This window comes from Grimontia sedimenti (genome assembly GCF_011045095.1).
Lineage (GTDB): Bacteria > Pseudomonadota > Gammaproteobacteria > Enterobacterales > Vibrionaceae > Enterovibrio > Enterovibrio sedimenti.
The window spans coordinates 46822-62802 of record NZ_JAALDL010000012.1; the positions used below are offsets into that span (position 1 = coordinate 46822).

Genomic DNA, 15981 nt, shown 5'->3' on the forward strand with positions numbered 1-15981 from the left:
GGGGCGATGGAGAGATTTGGTGGTCATTCCATACTGTTACTACAACAACGCCTGACTCCGTATCTTCGGTTCGTCAGGGAGGACACAGGGAATTTCGCCAAAACAGGGGTGGATAATGATTTACGCAAAACCAAATACCGACGGAGCCGTCGTAAACTTTAAGGCGCGTTATGCAAACTACATCGGTGGTGATTGGATTCCGCCAGTCAAGGGGCAGTACTTCACGGACACCTCGCCTTGTACAGGTGATCCCATCGCTGAAATCCCGCGTTCAACGTCAGAAGACATCGAGCTCGCGCTGGACGCCGCCCACTCGGCAAAAGCCACTTGGGGTGCTACCTCGGTCACTGAGCGTGCCAACATCCTGCTTAAAATCGCTGACCGCATCGAAGCCAACCTCGAATATCTGGCCGTGGCAGAGACTTGGGAAAACGGCAAAGCAGTGCGCGAAACCCTTGCCGCTGACATTCCGCTTTGTGTCGACCATTTCCGCTACTTCGCCGGCGCGATTAGGGCGCAAGAGGGCTCTGCGGCTGAAATTGACTCCAATACCGTGGCCTACCATATCCATGAGCCACTTGGTGTAGTCGGTCAAATCATTCCATGGAACTTCCCACTGCTGATGGCAGCATGGAAACTGGCGCCGGCACTGGCTGCAGGTAACTGTATTGTTCTGAAACCCGCTGAGCAAACTCCAACCACCATTCTTCTATTGATGGAAATCATCGGCGATCTGCTGCCACCGGGCGTACTGAATGTCGTCAACGGTATGGGTCCAGAAGCCGGTCAGGCACTGGCTACCTCAGACCGCATTGCGAAAATTGCCTTCACCGGTTCAACCGCGATTGGTAACCATGTACTTCGCTGCGCCGCTGACAACCTGATCCCATCCACGGTGGAGCTGGGCGGTAAGTCGCCAAACATCTACTTCGAAGACGTGATGCAGCAGGAAGACGAGTTCATCAGCAAAGCCGTAGAAGGTTGTGTGCTGGCGTTCTTCAACCAAGGTGAAGTGTGTACTTGTCCTTCACGCCTGCTGGTTCAGGAAAGCATCTACGAAGAGTTTATTGCCAAAGTGATTGAGCGTGCGAAAGCCATCAAACACGGTAACCCATTGGATACAGAAACTCAGGTCGGTGCGCAGGCTTCTAATGAGCAGTTTGAGAAAATCAAAGGCTACTTCGACATTGGCCGTGCGGAAGGTGCTGAAGTGTTGATTGGTGGTGATGCCGCAGACTTCGGTGGTGGTTACTACATCCAGCCAACCATCCTGAAAGGCGAAAACCACATGCGTGTGTTCCAGGAAGAGATCTTCGGTCCGGTTGTGAGCGTGGTGACCTTCAAAGATGAAGCGGAAGCGCTGGCGATTGCCAACGACACAGAATACGGCTTAGGTGCCGGTCTGTGGACCCGCGACATCAACCGTGCTTATCGCGTTGGTCGCGCGATTGAAGCAGGTCGTGTCTGGACTAACTGTTACCACCTCTACCCAGCGCATGCTGCATTCGGTGGCTACAAGAAATCCGGTATCGGCCGTGAAACCCATAAGATGATGCTCGACCATTACCAGCAAACGAAGAACCTGCTGGTGAGCTACGACATCAACCCATTGGGTTTCTTCTAAGTCAGTCTGAGAGCGTGTTGCTGCGAGGTGAAAGTCGACAGCAGTAACACGCACTTTGTTCTAAGTCCGTTTGTTCGATATCCGCTTGTTCGAAGGCAGTTAATCCTCCCGGTGCTGCCTGAGGCGAGAGCTTTTGCGGGGCATATGCCCCGCTTTTTTCTTTCAAAGGACGGTTGTTCTCTCGCGCTTTCTGGCGCTTGAGCCTAGAGGTGTATCATGCGTTGGCGTAGTGCCCTGATACTGTGGCTGCTTCTCATGTTATTGCCCTTCCTCTCGATGGCTTCCCCTTGGCTGGAAGTGAGCGAGGAAGCAGCATCATTGTTTCCCAGCGCCACCCGGATGAAAGCCTCGGAAGACGCGCTGCCTGTCACTGAAATCTACCAGCTCGACCAGCCCATCGGCTATTTGTTTGAAACCGATAACCTCACCAACTTTCCCGGTTTCTCCGGCGATACGATTAACCTGCGCGTTGGGCTTGATACCAAAGGGCGCATTGTGGGGCTGCTATTGCTTGGTCACCACGAACCGATATTTCTGCACGGTCTTGGCGAAAAACCACTGATTGATTTTATCCGCCAATATCAAGGGTTGTCGTTGAAACAACAGGTGCTGGTGGGCAGCGACCAACAACGCATCGCGAGTGATGACATCGCTTACTTTGACGGTGTCACCAAGGCGACCGTGTCAGTAATGGTGGTGCACGACACCATCATCGCAGCGGCAAGGAAAGTGGCGCAGTCGCGGCTGACTGGGTTCGGCTCAGCGACTCAGGCGATTTTGAATACGGAAAGCTATCACCCGAAAACCCTCGACGTTCTTCGAAGCGAAGGCCTGCTGTTCCGATGGCAAATGGGGAATGAAGAGGCTGAAACTGCCCTTAACACCTCACCGGACAGAATCGCCGAGGCAAGAGAAGATAACGCAGACAAAGATGCGCCATTTTTGGATTTAACCTTTGCAGTTCTAAACCCTCCACTGATAGGCAAAAATCTGCTGGGGGAGGAGGAATACGCCCGCATTATGGCAACACTGGAGCCGGGTGAAGTGGCAGTGCTGGTGGGCTCTCGCGGTGGCTATCATCATGTGGCGGAAGACTTCGTGGCGGGCACTGCGCCCCAGCGCCTGACCTTGAAGCAGGAAGCCAGCCCGCTCGCCCTACGGGATGCTGATTTGTTCCACGCACAACCTCCTACTTTTTCCGTTGCGCTTGCGCCATTCGAGCGTACCCATATATTTACCTTTTCAGACCAAAGTGGCTTCGACCCTTCGCTTCCGATCACCGTTGGAATCAATGTTCAGGTGAAAAAGAATTTTCTGGAATCGGAAACAATCACCGTTTCTACCGATTATTCACTCCCCAAATCGGTGCAAACCCCGGTTGAGCCTCCGGAGAAGCCGTTGTCACTCTGGCAGCGTATCTGGTTGGATAGAACGCTAGAAATCAGTGTGCTAGCGGTATATTTGGTGTTGCTGACGGGGGCATTCGTCTTTCAGCACAGGCTGGCCAGATTCGGTCAATATTTAACGCCGATAAGATTGGTATCTCTCTGTTTTATCATTCTTTTTATTGGGTTTTATACCCAGGGGCAATTGTCGGTGGTGAACATCTACACCTTGCTGTTATCGCTATGGCAAGGGTTTGATATCCAAGTCTTTTTGCTCGATCCCATGCTGTTTATTCTTTGGAGTTACGTGTTTATCAGCCTTTTTCTATGGGGAAGGGGACTGTTCTGTGGCTGGCTATGCCCGTTTGGCGCCATGCAGGAGCTGGTGGCAGCGGTGGCTGAGAAGCTTCGTATCCGGCAATGGAAGGTCGATAACGTACTTCATAGCCGATTGATTTACCTGAAATATGGTGTGCTTTTGGTGCTGGTGGGAACGTCCTTTTACAGCCTCTCTTTAGCTGAAACCATGGCCGAAATTGAGCCCTTTAAAACTGCTGTCACCCTGATGTTTGAGCGCAGCGTCCCATTTGTCATTTATGCGGTTTTACTGCTGCTGATCAGCGCCAAAATCCACAAGGCTTACTGTCGGTATTTGTGTCCTCTCGGAGCGGGTTTAGCGGCGCTTGGAAGGCTCAGGATGTTCAGTTGGTTAACCCGAAGAAAGGAGTGTGGAACTCCCTGTCGGCTTTGTGAAAAACACTGTGGGATCAACGCTATACATAAAGATGGCTCGATAGATTACAACGAGTGTGTACAGTGTTTTGCCTGCCTTGCGATCATCAATGACAACACCCGTTGCGTGGCGGATAAATATGGCAAACGCAGACGCAAAACGAGGGGGCCGGGCGAGGCGATTCCGGTTGCCATCTGTGACCCTTCGAACAGCACCCAACAAGGCCCATCAGAGATATAAAATCAGTGTCTTAGATGAAAGAAATCATCACAAAGTAGGATTGGTAGATCCGGCGCATGTGCATAGGCTAAATCAGGAGGCAAGATCAGCCTCGAAGTATCGGTACAAGGAGCGAAAGTTATGTGGAAGAAACCAAGCTACACAGAGCTCAGACTCGGTTTTGAAGTAACCCTTTACATCAGTAACCGTTAAGTAGCTGACAAACGGGATGCGCCTTCACAGATTCACTGAAGGGTATCCCGTTTTTAATTCCAACCTGTTTATCGACAGGACAGCAATCGACGAGGTGAATGGATGCAAATTGTTGTGTTAGGTTCAGCCGCCGGAGGCGGGTTTCCTCAGTGGAACTGTCATTGCCGCATGTGTCAGTCGGTGCGAAATGGTGCCAGTCGCGCTGAGCCACGCACCCAATCTTCTATTGCTGTGAGCGATGATGGTGAACATTGGGTGGTGATTAATGCTTCCCCCGATATCCGTCAACAAATCAATGCGTCGCCGCAACTTGCGAAAGCAGATGGAGCTAGAGGCTCTGCCATTAGCGCAGTGGTGGTCACAGATGCACAGATAGACCACACGACCGGATTGCTCATTCTTCGCGAAGGATTACCACTCGAGCTTTACTGCACCCCTGAAGTCGCAGAAGAGCTCAGTACCAGCTATCCGATTTTGTCGATGATGAAGCATTGGGAAGGCGGCTATCAAACCCGAACTGTTGATATCCATTCGCGGGAAGGCTGGCGCATTCCTTCAGTGCCGAATCTCGAATTCCATCCGATTTCCCTGTCATCCAATGCGCCGCCGTTTTCGCCTTACCGGAACCGCCCGCGCCCCGGAGACAACATTGGCCTCAAGATTGTCGATACCCGAACGGGTGCCACTCTCTTTTACGCACCGGGTCTGGGCGCACCGGAAGATGCTGTGCTGGCAGCCATGCGTGATGCCGATTGCGTGATGATGGACGGCACGCTCTGGACGGACGATGAAATGATCCACGAAGGACTTGGCACCTCTCTGGGTTCGGAAATGGGTCATCTTTCGGTCTCTGGCGACGACGGTATGTTGGCGCTAATGGAGGATTTCACCAAGCCGCGCAAGGTGCTCATTCATATCAATAATACCAACCCCATTCTGGATCCTGACTCGCCGCAGCATCAGGCGGTGCTGGATGCCGGAGTGGAAATTGCCTTCGACGGCATGACGATTGAGATTTGATTCAGGGAGGCGCCATGGCACAGCCAATGACACGAGATGAATTTCAACAGGCACTGCTCGCCAAAGGGGAGTACTACCATATTCACCATCCCTTCCATCAAGCCATGTACGCGGGCAGGTGCACCAAAGCGCAAATCCGTGCCTGGGTAGCAAACCGCTTTTATTATCAGACCTCTATTCCGGTGAAGGATGCTGCCATCATGGCGAACTGTCGCGACCCGGAAATCCGCCGCGAGTGGGTGCAGCGCATCCTTGACCATGACGGTCACAAGAGTCTGGATTGCAAATGGGGGGGCATTGAAGCCTGGTTGCGTTTGGCCGAATCCGTTGGCCTGAATAGACAAGAAGTGCTCGATGAAAAATGGGTGCTGCCGGGCGTACGCTTTGCGGTGGATGCGTATGTTAATTTTGCCCGTCGGGCCACCTGGCAGGAGGCAGCCTGCTCATCACTGACCGAGCTGTTCGCACCGGAAATTCACCAGTCCCGTCTTGATTCTTGGCCGAATCATTACACTTGGATTGACCCTGAAGGGCTGACCTATTTCCGCCAGCGTCTCAGTCAGGCCCGTCGTGATGTGGAGCATGGCTTGTCTATCACGCTCGATCATTTCCAGACGGCTGAGCTACAGGCGCAAGCGCTGAATATTCTGCAATTTAAACTCGATATCCTTTGGTCGCTGCTCGATGCCATCAGCATGGCATACGAATTTGAGCGTCCACCTTATGTCGGCATTACCGACAAACCTGTCTGGCACCACGCGCTCGACAGATAGTTAAAACAAGAATACGACACTAAAGCAGGGAGGCGACATGAACAGCGATACCGTCTATCAGCGCAACAGCATGTTCCGCATGCAGTTTGAAAAAGCGCAGGATTGTCACGTACTGCTCTATCCAGAAGGGATGGTGAAACTGAGCGAAAGCGCTGCTGAGATTCTGATGCAGTTTGACGCACCAAGCTCGGTAGATGCCGTAATCTCACGTCTGGAAGAAAAGTTTCCCGGTGTGGATTTGGCTGATGACGTGAACGAGTTCGTGGAGGTCGCCCGTGACAAGAAATGGCTCGAAGCCTGTTAATCCGCCGCTCTGGCTTTTGGCGGAGCTGACCTATCGTTGCCCGCTGCATTGCGCCTATTGTGCCAACCCGCTGAATCTCGGCGATCCCGATGACGAGTTGTCTACCGATGACTGGTTCCGCGTGCTAGAAGAAGGTCGGGAACTGGGCGCGGTGCAGCTTGGCTTTTCCGGTGGCGAGCCTTTGATGCGCAAAGATCTGGAACAATTGGTCGCTCACGCCAAAGGGCTGGGCTACTACACCAACCTGATCACCTCTGCGGTTGGACTCAATGAGAAGCGGGTTCTGGCGCTGAAAGAAGCAGGGCTCGATCATATCCAAATCAGTTTTCAGTCGGCCGACCCGGATTTAAGTGATGCGATAGCCGGAAAGCGTCACGCCTTCGAACACAAAAAAGCCATGTTCAAAGCCGTCAAAGATAACGGTTTTCCCATGGTGATGAACGTGGTGATCACCCGCCAGAACATCGAATCGATTGAAGCGATTATGGCGCTTGCGATTGAACTGGAAGCGGATTTCGTTGAGCTGGCTACCTCGCAATATTATGGCTGGGCGCTGCATAACCGTGATGCGCTGCTGCCATCCCAATCCCAGATTGAAGAAGCCGAAGCTAAGGTGAACGCACTTCGCGACAGTCAAAACGGCGTGGGGCCCAAGTTCATCTTCGTCACGCCGGATTATCATGAATCCCGCCCCAAGCCTTGCATGAGCGGTTGGGGAAACATTTTCCTCAACATTGCGCCGGATGGAAAAGCCCTGCCTTGCCACAGCGCAGCAATGTTGGATTTGCCCCATCCAAACGTGAAGGAACACTCACTTTCCTACATTTGGAATGAATCAGAGAGCTTTAATCACTTCCGCGGATTTGACTGGATGCGGGAACCTTGCCGAAGCTGTAATGAGAAAGAAAAAGACTTTGGTGGTTGTCGTTGTCAGGCCATGTTGTTGACCGGAGACCCGGCGAATGCCGATCCGGTTTGCAGCAAATCCCCGCATCATCACGTGATTGAGGAGGCGGTGGCGAAAGCCAATCAGGGGTGTCACAGCGCCGCCTTGGCGAGAACCGTGAAGAACAGCCAGATGATTCTGTCCGTCAAACCCTAAGGTTTGATGAACACAATGAGTGAGGAGTCGCAATGGCGAAACCGCATCCTGCTGCGCCGGATTGGCTGCTGTTGCCGCCAGATGAACAGCAACTGGAAACAGGCTGGGTTGGGTATCGTCATGTCAGCGGCGCCATGCACTGGCATCATGCTGCGTCAGATGAGGACAGGTTAAGCGCAGCGATTGTGTTTCCAACGCCGGCAGATGATGACAGCGGAATCACTCATGCGCTTGAACACATGGTACTTCGCGGCTCTGCACGCTACCCCGAGCCTGATACCTTTCTGACCTTGCGCGCCGAGCTGGCGCTGCTCGAATTTAACGCCACCACCCAAAAGGAAAGCACCCGTTTTCACCTTACTGGATACGATCCCCACTCAGTACTGCGGGGCATCGGGTTTATGGCGGACTCTGTGCTGGCACCGCAACTGGCCGACGATGATTTTGACGATGAAATCGTCCGTGAAGAGGGGAATGGTCATGATGGCGCACTATATCGTGAGCTTGGCGAATACATGCGCCACGAGCGGTTCCAGCAATCCACTGAGCAGGCGGCAATGAGCGAGCCCCGTGCGCCATTATATGGCGGTATGCCTGAGACAGTGCCGCTGCTGGATATCAATGACCTTCGCCGTTATCACAACCATTACTATCGGCCCGAATCCATGGTGATCCTCACAGCCGGCAGTTGGCCCATGGTGGCGCTTTGGCGACAGATTTCCAAATCTCTCAGCAACGTTGGGAAGCCGTTGCCGACAGAGGTGCCAGAGTTGTCGCTGCGTGCTGATGTGGCATCAGAGAATCACATATCCATTGAAACCCTTTCCTATTCTCCACATTGGGCGGCGGCACTTTATCCAACGCTTTGTTCTCTGAGAAACCAGCAAATGTTGAAAACACACGGGGCGACCCTTTTGCCGCTCATTACCGATTTTCAGCCGGTACCAGCACTGCGTTTCAGATTGGATGAAAACGCGGATACTGAGGCGCTTCATCGCCATGTTGAGGAGGTAGCAAAGCGCATGCCTTCACGGCGTGTTAACTGGCAATCCGGATATTTCTCTCTGCAACAAGGGCGGGACATGGTTAGGCGATGGGGAGATGGACTGCAACGGCTTTACCATGATTTTTCAGTGACACCATTTGCCCCGTCTTATCTTAAAGGCGATGTCAGTGAGCCTTTGCTTGAAGAGGCGCAGCTTTCCATTGCCAATACCGAATGGCTTTCTCCTTGTAAACCGTTGACGCGAATGGCGATCCTCTGTCGTTGCAACGCGCGTGATGAAGAAACCAAAGCAGCATTGGAACGCTGGCTAATCCTCTGCCAGCAGCGAACCTTGCGCTGGGCATGGATGCAAGGAAAACCTGTGCTGGGCAGTATGGGCGAGTGGCATTGCGCCAATGCGCTATTACTTGGATACACAGTGGACTTGCCCCTAGAGCAGGTCGATGTGCTTCGTCATTTCTGGCACAACCATCTGAGCGCTGATGAGATCAATGCGCTGGACGGTGAATGGCAGCATACCCAAAACGGTATTGAGTTTTATGTCGCGCACAGCACACCTGTCTTCCGTGCCGGCAACATCATGGCCAGTCACAAAGACGAAGAGGGCGCGATGCATGTGACGCTTTCGTTCCCACACACGGTAGAAGCGGGCGATATTGCAACTTTTGGCCAGGCAGTGATGGCGAGCGACATGGTAAAAAAACGCCGTCTCGGTGGGCGTTGCTACAGCTTTGGGGTGTCGATTGATTTGATGACATACGAACTGGCTTTTGACACGGTAGCGGACAGTGACCCAAGTGTCAGCTTTGTTGCTTTGCTCAACGCGATTGAAGGGCTGACAAAGCCAATGGAATTTGCTGAGTTGGAAAAGCGCTGTCAGGGCGGTTTAGGTTTGGTTTCAGCTTGTTACCGGAAGTCCCACGCACGGTTCCACACCTCGTTGTTGGAATCTGTTGGCCAGTCAACGGCAGTGGATTTTAGCGCGGTAACACCCACCAGTCTGGCTGACATTGCCACTGATGTGCTAACTGCGCTTAAACATCCCACCGTACACTGAGGCCCCGAGTATCAGCGCTTTAGATAGCGGTCAAAGTCGATATTGGTAACGCCGACAACGGCCTGGATTCGATTGTGTACGCCAAGCTTTTTCAAAATTGCCGAGACGTGCGATTTTACTGTGGTTTCGGAGATATTCAGATCGTAGGCAATCTGTTTGTTTGCTGCGCCTTGTGCCATGGACTTCAACACCAGTAGTTGGCGACGAGTGAGGGTATGGAGCATTTCTGGGGAGAATTGTGGTTCTTCTTTGCGCCGGTGTGAGCCTTCACTCTCTCCTTCCGCACGGATGATATCGGCAGGTAGATACACATGCCCATCCAGAATTTGTTCGAACGCTTCCCGCATTTTTTCACGCGGTGCACTTTTGGCGATAAACCCGACTGCGCCATAGGCGATGGTTTGTAGAATGATTTGTTTGTTAGTTTCCGCAGAGATAATGGCAACAGGAATCGTGGGGTGTTGGTTTCTAAGCTCAAGCAACCCTTTGAGCCCCGCCATACCGGGCATGTTCAGATCGAGAAGGATAAGGTCAAGATCGGGATTTTTCTCAGCCACATCCAGTGTACGTTCAATGTCTTCAGACTGCAGGATTTCACACTCTTCGAAACGTCCGCGTATCACCGCTATTAAGGCATCGCGAAACAGCGGGTGGTCGTCTGCAACGAGAAATTTGTACATGATTCAATCCTTTTTAATACTGCAAACACCGTCGTCCCAACGGGTGTCACATCAAGAATGACCCTTTAAGGCGTCACTAAAATAGCCGCTTTATCACTAAGGTTTTGCGTGCTATTCAGTGTAGTGACCCTGATTCCATTTGTAGTGGTCGAGGTGTCACAATCTTGAAACTTTTGATATGCAAAGTTTGCAATTTTGTAAATATCCTTCCTAAGTATGACGTTACTCCGACCTGCGAGCGATTAAACTTAAGTCATATGCCCAACGATCAATAGGCATGCTAAGTTGTCTTAAAAGTGAGCAGGAGAGCCCATGGCAGCCCGTCAACCTTCCACGCAGCACCGCGCTATTTTTAGTGCGGCCACTTACCAGTTAGACCCGGCCAAAGCCGCACGGGAACTGGCGATGCAGCTCGATGACGAAGATATTGGCTTTGTGCTTTTCTTCTGCTCAGCCGCTTACGATTTGGAACCGCTCGGCCGTGAAATGAATCAGGCATTTTCCCATTGCGAAGTGATGGGGTGCACCACGGCGGGCGAATTGATGCCTTCTGGCTATGCCAAAAGCAGCATCAGTGCGCTGGGCTTTTCGCGACGTGACTTCAAGGTCAGCGGTCGGAGGGTTTCACTTGATGGCTTCGATCTTCAGTCTGCACAGCTTTGCGTTAGTGATTTGATGGATGCCTGCCAGCAAGATCTCAAAGCGCCGATCAATACCAATACTTTCGTCTTAACCCTGATTGATGGTCTATCACCGAACGAAGAGCGTTTTCTGGTGACACTGGATACGGCTCTCGGCCGGTTACCGCATTTCGGTGGTTCCGCTGGCGATGACGTCAATCTCGCCAATACTCACGTTTACAGCGAAGGCGCGTTTCACAGTGAATCTGCCATCGTTGTCATGTTTAACACCCATTGCCCGTTCGAAGTCTTCACCACTCACCACATTGAAAGTCTTGATAGCAAGCTGGTGGTGACTGACGCTGATTGTACAGCGCGTCGGGTACACGAGTTCAATGCCGAGCCTGCAGCGGAAGTGTATGCAAGGGAAGCGGGTATTTCGCTCGAAGATCTCCGTCCTGAAATCTACGCCCTTCATCCTCTTGCGGTGCTGATTGGTGATCAGTATTACGTCCGCTCTATCCAGAAAGTGAACGAGGATTTGAGCCTCGATTTTTACTGTGCAGTCGACAATGGGATTGTGGTTACCGCTATGCATCCGGGCGATTTGTTTGCCGATATGGACGCCAAACTCTCTGCGATTCAGTCCCGCATTGGTGAGCCTGAGCTTACGTTGGCTTGTGATTGCTTTCTCCGCCGCCTTGAGATTGAACAGAAGATGATGCGTGACAAAGCCAAAATGATGTTCCAACGATTTAACTTCGTCGGCTTCAACACCTATGGCGAACAGCTCAATGGCATTCACATGAACCAGACGCTGACTGGGGTGATGATAGGCAAACCGCCCGCTCATCCGCCCAAAGTGCCGCTGGCAGTTGAGCGCAAGGCAGGGTGATCAGTGGCTGAAAAGGACTTGTCGCTCGAACAGCAGCTCGCTGCGCTCAAGGAAGAAAACGCGCGTCAGAAAAAGATGATTGATGCCTTGGTGAAGAGGGTTGAGCAAGGTGGCAGCGGTCAGGTAGACGCCTGGGGGGCATTTCAACACTCCGTGGTGCTCGCCGATCAGGTGCGTGAGAAAACCGAAGAACTCAACCACGCACTCCATTCCATTGAGTCCACCAACCGCCAGTTAACACAGGCCAACCAACATGCTGAGCAGGCGCATCAGCGTTTCATCGATGCAATTGAGTCTATCTCAGACGGTTTCGCACTTTATGACCCTAACCGCGAGCTGGTGTATTCGAACAGCCGCTTTCAACGCTATTGGCAGGACAATGCCATTTCCCTCAATGCGCCATCTCTGACGCCAGAAAAAATCCAGCAACTCGCCAAAGACCGCGGCCTGATCGTACGTGAAGTGCCGGGCAACCGGAATGGCCATACCCTGAAATTGCAAAATGGCCGCTGGCTACAAATCAAGGAACGCCGGACCAGTGATGGTGGCGTGGTAATGCTGTATTCAGATATAACCCAGCTGAAACTGGCTGAGACCGCGCGCTTTGAGGCGGCTATGGCGGAGAAAAGCCGCATCCTGCAGAACATGGTGGATAATCTGTCTCAGGGAGTGCTCATGGTCAGTGAAAGTGGGGAAGTGCAGGTATTCAACCAGCGTTTCCTCGACATGAGTGGTTTTGAGCAATCCCGATTGATTGGGACGCAGATTGAGCCTCTGGCTGAAGATTCACCGGTGACGCTTTGGCGGATTGGCCGCGGGGGAATTCGTCCGCCCGAAGGCATTCGCGTGCAGACCCTGAATGATGGCCGCGTCATAGAAGTGCGTAGCCATGCGATGGACGATCAGGGCTACGTCAACACCTACACCGATATCACCCAACGCTATTTGGATGCCAAAGAGCTGCGTGAAACCGAGCAATGGCTGCGCTTGATCACCGATAACGTGCCCGCACTGATTGCCTATGTGGGCGATGATCTTCACTACCAGTTCACCAACCGCGCTTACGACGAATGGTATGGCTTTCCGCGGGGGCAGCTGATTGGCAAGCACATATCCGTCTCACGCCGCTCTTCGACCTTTGAGGCGTTGCGCCCTTATGTCGAGCGAGCGCTGGATGGGGAATCTGTGGTGTTTGAAATTGAGGAGTATAACGCCTCCGGTGAAGCGCGTTACGTGGTGAAAAGCTATGTGCCGAATCAGGCCTCCAATGGCAAAATCACTGGGCTGTTTGTGCTCAACTGGGACATTACCGAACGCAAGCAAAATGCCGAAGAGCTTGAGCAAGCTTACCAGACCATGGAACACCGGGTTCAGGAGCGGACGGCGCAGTTGCAAACCCTGAACGACCAGCTTCAGGATGAAGTGGAAGAGCGCCGCGTGATTCAGGAGCGCTTGCTGGAAACCAAGAAAGAAGCTGAACGGGCAAACCTCTCCAAAACTAAATTCCTGGCTGCTATCAGCCATGATTTGCTGCAACCTTTGAATGCGGCGCAACTCTATCTCGGTTCTCTACTCAGTCACCGTATGTCGCCATCCGCGAGAAAACTGGTGAGTTCACTGGCGCACTCGCTGGAAGATGTGGAATCCCTCATCACCACGCTGATGGATATCTCCAAGCTGGATGCCGGGGTGGTGCGGGCTGATAAGCAATCTTTCCCAGTGAGCGATCTGCTCGATAACATCGCAGATGATTTCAGCCATGCCGCAGAAGGCACCAGTGTGGAAGTGCGCTATGTGCATAGTTCTGCCTATGTTTACACCGACTCTCAATTGTTGGCGCGGATTATCCGCAATCTGATGACCAATGCCATTCGTTATACCCCGAGTGGGAAGATTCTCTTGGGTAGCCGCCGTTGCAAAGAGGGGCTTCGTATTGAAGTGCTGGATACCGGTGTTGGTATTCCAGAAGACAAAAAGAACGAGATTTTCCAGGAGTTCAAACGCTTAACCGCTAAGCAGGATGAAAGCCATACCCAGCTTGGTTTAGGGCTGGCGATTGTCGACAAGATTGCCAGCGTGCTTGGGCATACGGTAACGGTGGATTCTGTTCCGGGTGAAGGCTCTCGTTTTTCTGTGCTGGTGCCTTACGGTAGACCGGAGACACAAAGTGTTCGTAACGTCGAATCTTTGGTTTCTGATAACAGCGTGGTGCTTCAAGGAGCACGGGTTTGGGTGATTGATAATGACCCTAACATCTGCCGCGCGATGGAAGAACTACTGCAACGCTGGGGCTGTGAGGTAACAAGTGCCGGTTCGCTTGAAGAACTGCAAATAAGCTGCGACACAGTGCAGAGCCCTGTTGAGCTGTTGATTGCTGATTACCACCTCGACAATGGCATGACTGGATTATCGCTGGCAAAATCTATCAATCAGCAACGTATGCAGAAGGTGCCAACGGTGATCGTCACTGCCAACCGAAGCGAAGAACTCCAGCATCAAGCCCGTGATTGCGGCTATTTGGTGATGCACAAACCGGTTTCGCCGATGCGTTTAAAAATGACCATGGTTCACCTCCTCGCGGGCGATCAGGCAGACCCCATTCTTGCGAGAGTGGGAGCGTCTCACAATCGATAGATCCCGCTGTGGCACATCGTACGGCGCGGGTCTATGCTTTTCCTAACGAAACGTGTGGTTATTGTTACGTTTGTTTCGACGTAACGCATTGATTTGGCAAAGCAGCAGGAAAGTGCGATGACAAAATCAGAACTTCGTAATCTCTATTCCCAGCAAATGTTAGTCGAAGCCGTGGTAGAGCCATCTCTGTCCAGTGATGGATGGATTGTTGAATTCCGCCATGCCCGTGGTGGACTGGTCCCCTTAACGGATGGCAACGGCATTGAACAATGCTTTGGTGATGTCGATATGGCCACTGAAAACGCGTTGGATGTCGGCTTCCATCAAGTACGTATTGTTGATAGTTAATTCATTTTTCATTGATAGTTGCCTTAAAGCTGCCTTCAAGTACCTAAAAATCCTATTAAATTTTGTAAGTCCATGTGGTTGGAAAGGAAATATCATACCGCTTACTATGTTCTTTTTTGGTATTATTGACTGAATGGGAAAGGTCAAACCCTCGAAAGTCAGAATTGTATTTTGAATCATTTCCTCTCAGAGAATGTTTATCCTAGCTGTTCTACTTTTAACAGTAAGTGTTTTGTTTGTTGGAAAAGTGCAGTTTATGAGAGGCGTTGGTGTTCTTGCTATTCTTCTGTTGATTGCAGGGTGCAAGGAAAACATTGATTTTTACTTTGATAAAGGTGGTTCAGCAGATCCATCTACTAGTACTGATCAGTCAACTGGTGCTGATCAATCATCAGCTTCTTTGTACCAGATTATCGTATCTCCTAGTTCAGTATCTTCTTATTTGCCTCAACAACTTACTGCAACTGCCAAGTATTCGGATGGCTCTGAACGTGAAGTCACTGATAGTGTGACTTGGCAATCTTCATTGACAAGCATTGTGGATGTAAATACATCAGGGTTATCTAGTCCCCTCACCGTTGGTACATCACAGGTAACAGCAAGTCTGGAGGGAGTTACAAGTGATGTGGTTCGCTATGATGTGACTGACTCTTTCGTGTGCGGCCATGTCGTTGGCGTGAGCGTTGGCACGGGAGCCAATGGTGGAGTGAATGATGTAGATACAAGTAACGCAGCAGGCAGCTGTATAAAAGTGGCATCAGATAACTTAGACAATTGGTTTACCGCTTCACCAAGTACTTCCTTTATGGCCCAAGAAGGATTTGTGCAGAATGTTGGTAGTTTGAACAGTGAAGTGACATTTGCCTCAACAAGGACGGAAGGCGGCACATTTGGACCTCCTGGAGGAGAGTTTGCTACGTTTGATCAACTTGGTGGTGTGGCCCATCCAGACGGCACAGGTAATCAATTTGATCGATGGTGTCAAAATCTGGCTTCGCGAAGTTTTGCGGGCAGAGATAATTGGCGAAGACCCACCCGGGATGAACTATCTGGATTACGCACACACAAGGGGCAAAGCTTGTGGACAGCCAATGGCTGGCCCGTGGGAATTTGCACTCACTCGAGCACGATTTCCAGTGGTGGCACAGGATACGCCGAGGTATGTTTGAATAGTGGCTATGCTGCTGGTGGGGCGGCAATAAGCAAAGCAATTTATGCATCATGCATTGCCCAGCCGTAATAATTAAAACGGAGCGTTTTCTTTTATGGAAAAACTGGGCATTTTCTGGGTTTGAATGCCATCGAAAAGTAGCACTTAAACACAACAGCCTAACAAAAATCTTTTGCTGGACATCTTTTCAACCTTAC

13 protein-coding genes are annotated in these 15981 nt (G+C 51.6%); 12 read left to right on the forward strand and 1 reads right to left on the reverse strand.

Going from position 1 to position 15981, the window contains the following annotated elements:
* Window positions 1–115: 115 nt before the first annotated feature.
* From exaC to G5S52_RS15690, 8 genes are all read left to right on the forward strand, one after another.
* Entirely contained in the window at window positions 116–1624 is a 1509-nt protein-coding gene (gene exaC / locus G5S52_RS15655) for an acetaldehyde dehydrogenase ExaC (protein ID WP_165015642.1), read from the forward strand.
* 216 nt (window positions 1625–1840) lie between these two features.
* The gene (locus G5S52_RS15660; RefSeq protein ID WP_235956312.1) at window positions 1841–3982 is read left to right on the forward strand and encodes a NosR/NirI family protein; all 2142 of its coding nucleotides are present in this window, start codon (window positions 1841–1843) and stop codon (window positions 3980–3982) included.
* Between the two features lie 120 nt (window positions 3983–4102).
* Complete coding sequence (pqqA, locus tag G5S52_RS15665) at window positions 4103–4174, forward strand: pyrroloquinoline quinone precursor peptide PqqA (RefSeq protein ID WP_081796241.1); 72 nt, start codon at window positions 4103–4105, stop codon at window positions 4172–4174.
* Between the two features lie 102 nt (window positions 4175–4276).
* The gene (gene pqqB / locus G5S52_RS15670; protein ID WP_165015645.1) at window positions 4277–5194 is read left to right on the forward strand and encodes a pyrroloquinoline quinone biosynthesis protein PqqB; all 918 of its coding nucleotides are present in this window, start codon (window positions 4277–4279) and stop codon (window positions 5192–5194) included.
* 14 nt (window positions 5195–5208) lie between these two features.
* Window positions 5209–5967, forward strand: coding sequence for a pyrroloquinoline-quinone synthase PqqC (pqqC, locus tag G5S52_RS15675; protein WP_165015649.1), 759 nt, complete (start codon window positions 5209–5211; stop codon window positions 5965–5967).
* Window positions 5968–6004: 37 nt separating this feature from the next.
* Window positions 6005–6271, forward strand: a complete 267-nt coding sequence (pqqD, locus tag G5S52_RS15680) for a pyrroloquinoline quinone biosynthesis peptide chaperone PqqD (RefSeq protein ID WP_165015652.1) — start codon at window positions 6005–6007, stop codon at window positions 6269–6271.
* On the forward strand, window positions 6243–7373 hold the full coding sequence (gene pqqE, locus G5S52_RS15685; protein WP_165015655.1) for a pyrroloquinoline quinone biosynthesis protein PqqE: 1131 nt from the start codon (window positions 6243–6245) through the stop codon (window positions 7371–7373). Before pqqD ends, pqqE begins: the two co-directional genes overlap by 29 nt.
* 32 nt (window positions 7374–7405) lie before the next feature.
* A complete protein-coding gene (locus tag G5S52_RS15690; RefSeq protein WP_165015658.1) occupies window positions 7406–9436 on the forward strand; it encodes an insulinase family protein in 2031 nt (676 codons plus the stop codon).
* Between the two features lie 11 nt (window positions 9437–9447).
* Here the strand turns inward: G5S52_RS15690 and G5S52_RS15695 are convergent, their stop codons facing one another.
* The gene (locus tag G5S52_RS15695; protein ID WP_165015661.1) at window positions 9448–10116 is read right to left on the reverse strand and encodes a response regulator; all 669 of its coding nucleotides are present in this window, start codon (window positions 10114–10116) and stop codon (window positions 9448–9450) included.
* A gap of 312 nt (window positions 10117–10428) precedes the next feature.
* Between G5S52_RS15695 and nosP the strand changes: the two genes are divergently transcribed.
* The 4 genes from nosP to G5S52_RS15715 all read left to right on the forward strand — a co-directional run bounded on the left by nosP (window position 10429) and on the right by G5S52_RS15715 (window position 15853).
* On the forward strand, window positions 10429–11631 hold the full coding sequence (nosP, locus tag G5S52_RS15700) for a nitric oxide-sensing protein NosP (protein ID WP_165015664.1): 1203 nt from the start codon (window positions 10429–10431) through the stop codon (window positions 11629–11631).
* A gap of 3 nt (window positions 11632–11634) precedes the next feature.
* Window positions 11635–14265 carry a hybrid sensor histidine kinase/response regulator gene (locus G5S52_RS15705; protein WP_165015667.1) on the forward strand — a complete coding sequence of 877 codons (2631 nt, stop codon included), beginning with the start codon at window positions 11635–11637 and terminating at the stop codon, window positions 14263–14265.
* 117 nt (window positions 14266–14382) lie between these two features.
* Window positions 14383–14613, forward strand: a complete 231-nt coding sequence (locus tag G5S52_RS15710) for a thymidylate kinase (RefSeq protein WP_165015670.1) — start codon at window positions 14383–14385, stop codon at window positions 14611–14613.
* A gap of 256 nt (window positions 14614–14869) precedes the next feature.
* Window positions 14870–15853 carry a DUF1566 domain-containing protein gene (locus G5S52_RS15715; RefSeq protein WP_165015673.1) on the forward strand — a complete coding sequence of 328 codons (984 nt, stop codon included), beginning with the start codon at window positions 14870–14872 and terminating at the stop codon, window positions 15851–15853.
* The last annotated feature ends 128 nt before the right edge of the window (window positions 15854–15981 follow it).

Excerpts from the sequence above, each read along its gene's own strand:
- exaC (WP_165015642.1), top strand. The coding sequence starts at position 116 with ATGATTTACGCAAAACCAAATACCGACGGAGCCGTCGTAAACTTTAAG.
- G5S52_RS15660 (WP_235956312.1), top strand. The coding sequence starts at position 1,841 with ATGCGTTGGCGTAGTGCCCTGATACTGTGGCTGCTTCTCATGTTATTG.
- pqqB (WP_165015645.1), top strand. The coding sequence starts at position 4,277 with ATGCAAATTGTTGTGTTAGGTTCAGCCGCCGGAGGCGGGTTTCCTCAG.
- pqqC (WP_165015649.1), top strand. The coding sequence starts at position 5,209 with ATGGCACAGCCAATGACACGAGATGAATTTCAACAGGCACTGCTCGCC.
- pqqD (WP_165015652.1), top strand. The coding sequence starts at position 6,005 with ATGAACAGCGATACCGTCTATCAGCGCAACAGCATGTTCCGCATGCAG.
- G5S52_RS15690 (WP_165015658.1), top strand. The coding sequence starts at position 7,406 with ATGGCGAAACCGCATCCTGCTGCGCCGGATTGGCTGCTGTTGCCGCCA.
- G5S52_RS15695 (WP_165015661.1), bottom strand. The coding sequence starts at position 10,116 with ATGTACAAATTTCTCGTTGCAGACGACCACCCGCTGTTTCGCGATGCC.
- nosP (WP_165015664.1), top strand. The coding sequence starts at position 10,429 with ATGGCAGCCCGTCAACCTTCCACGCAGCACCGCGCTATTTTTAGTGCG.
- G5S52_RS15710 (WP_165015670.1), top strand. The coding sequence starts at position 14,383 with ATGACAAAATCAGAACTTCGTAATCTCTATTCCCAGCAAATGTTAGTC.
- G5S52_RS15715 (WP_165015673.1), top strand. The coding sequence starts at position 14,870 with ATGAGAGGCGTTGGTGTTCTTGCTATTCTTCTGTTGATTGCAGGGTGC.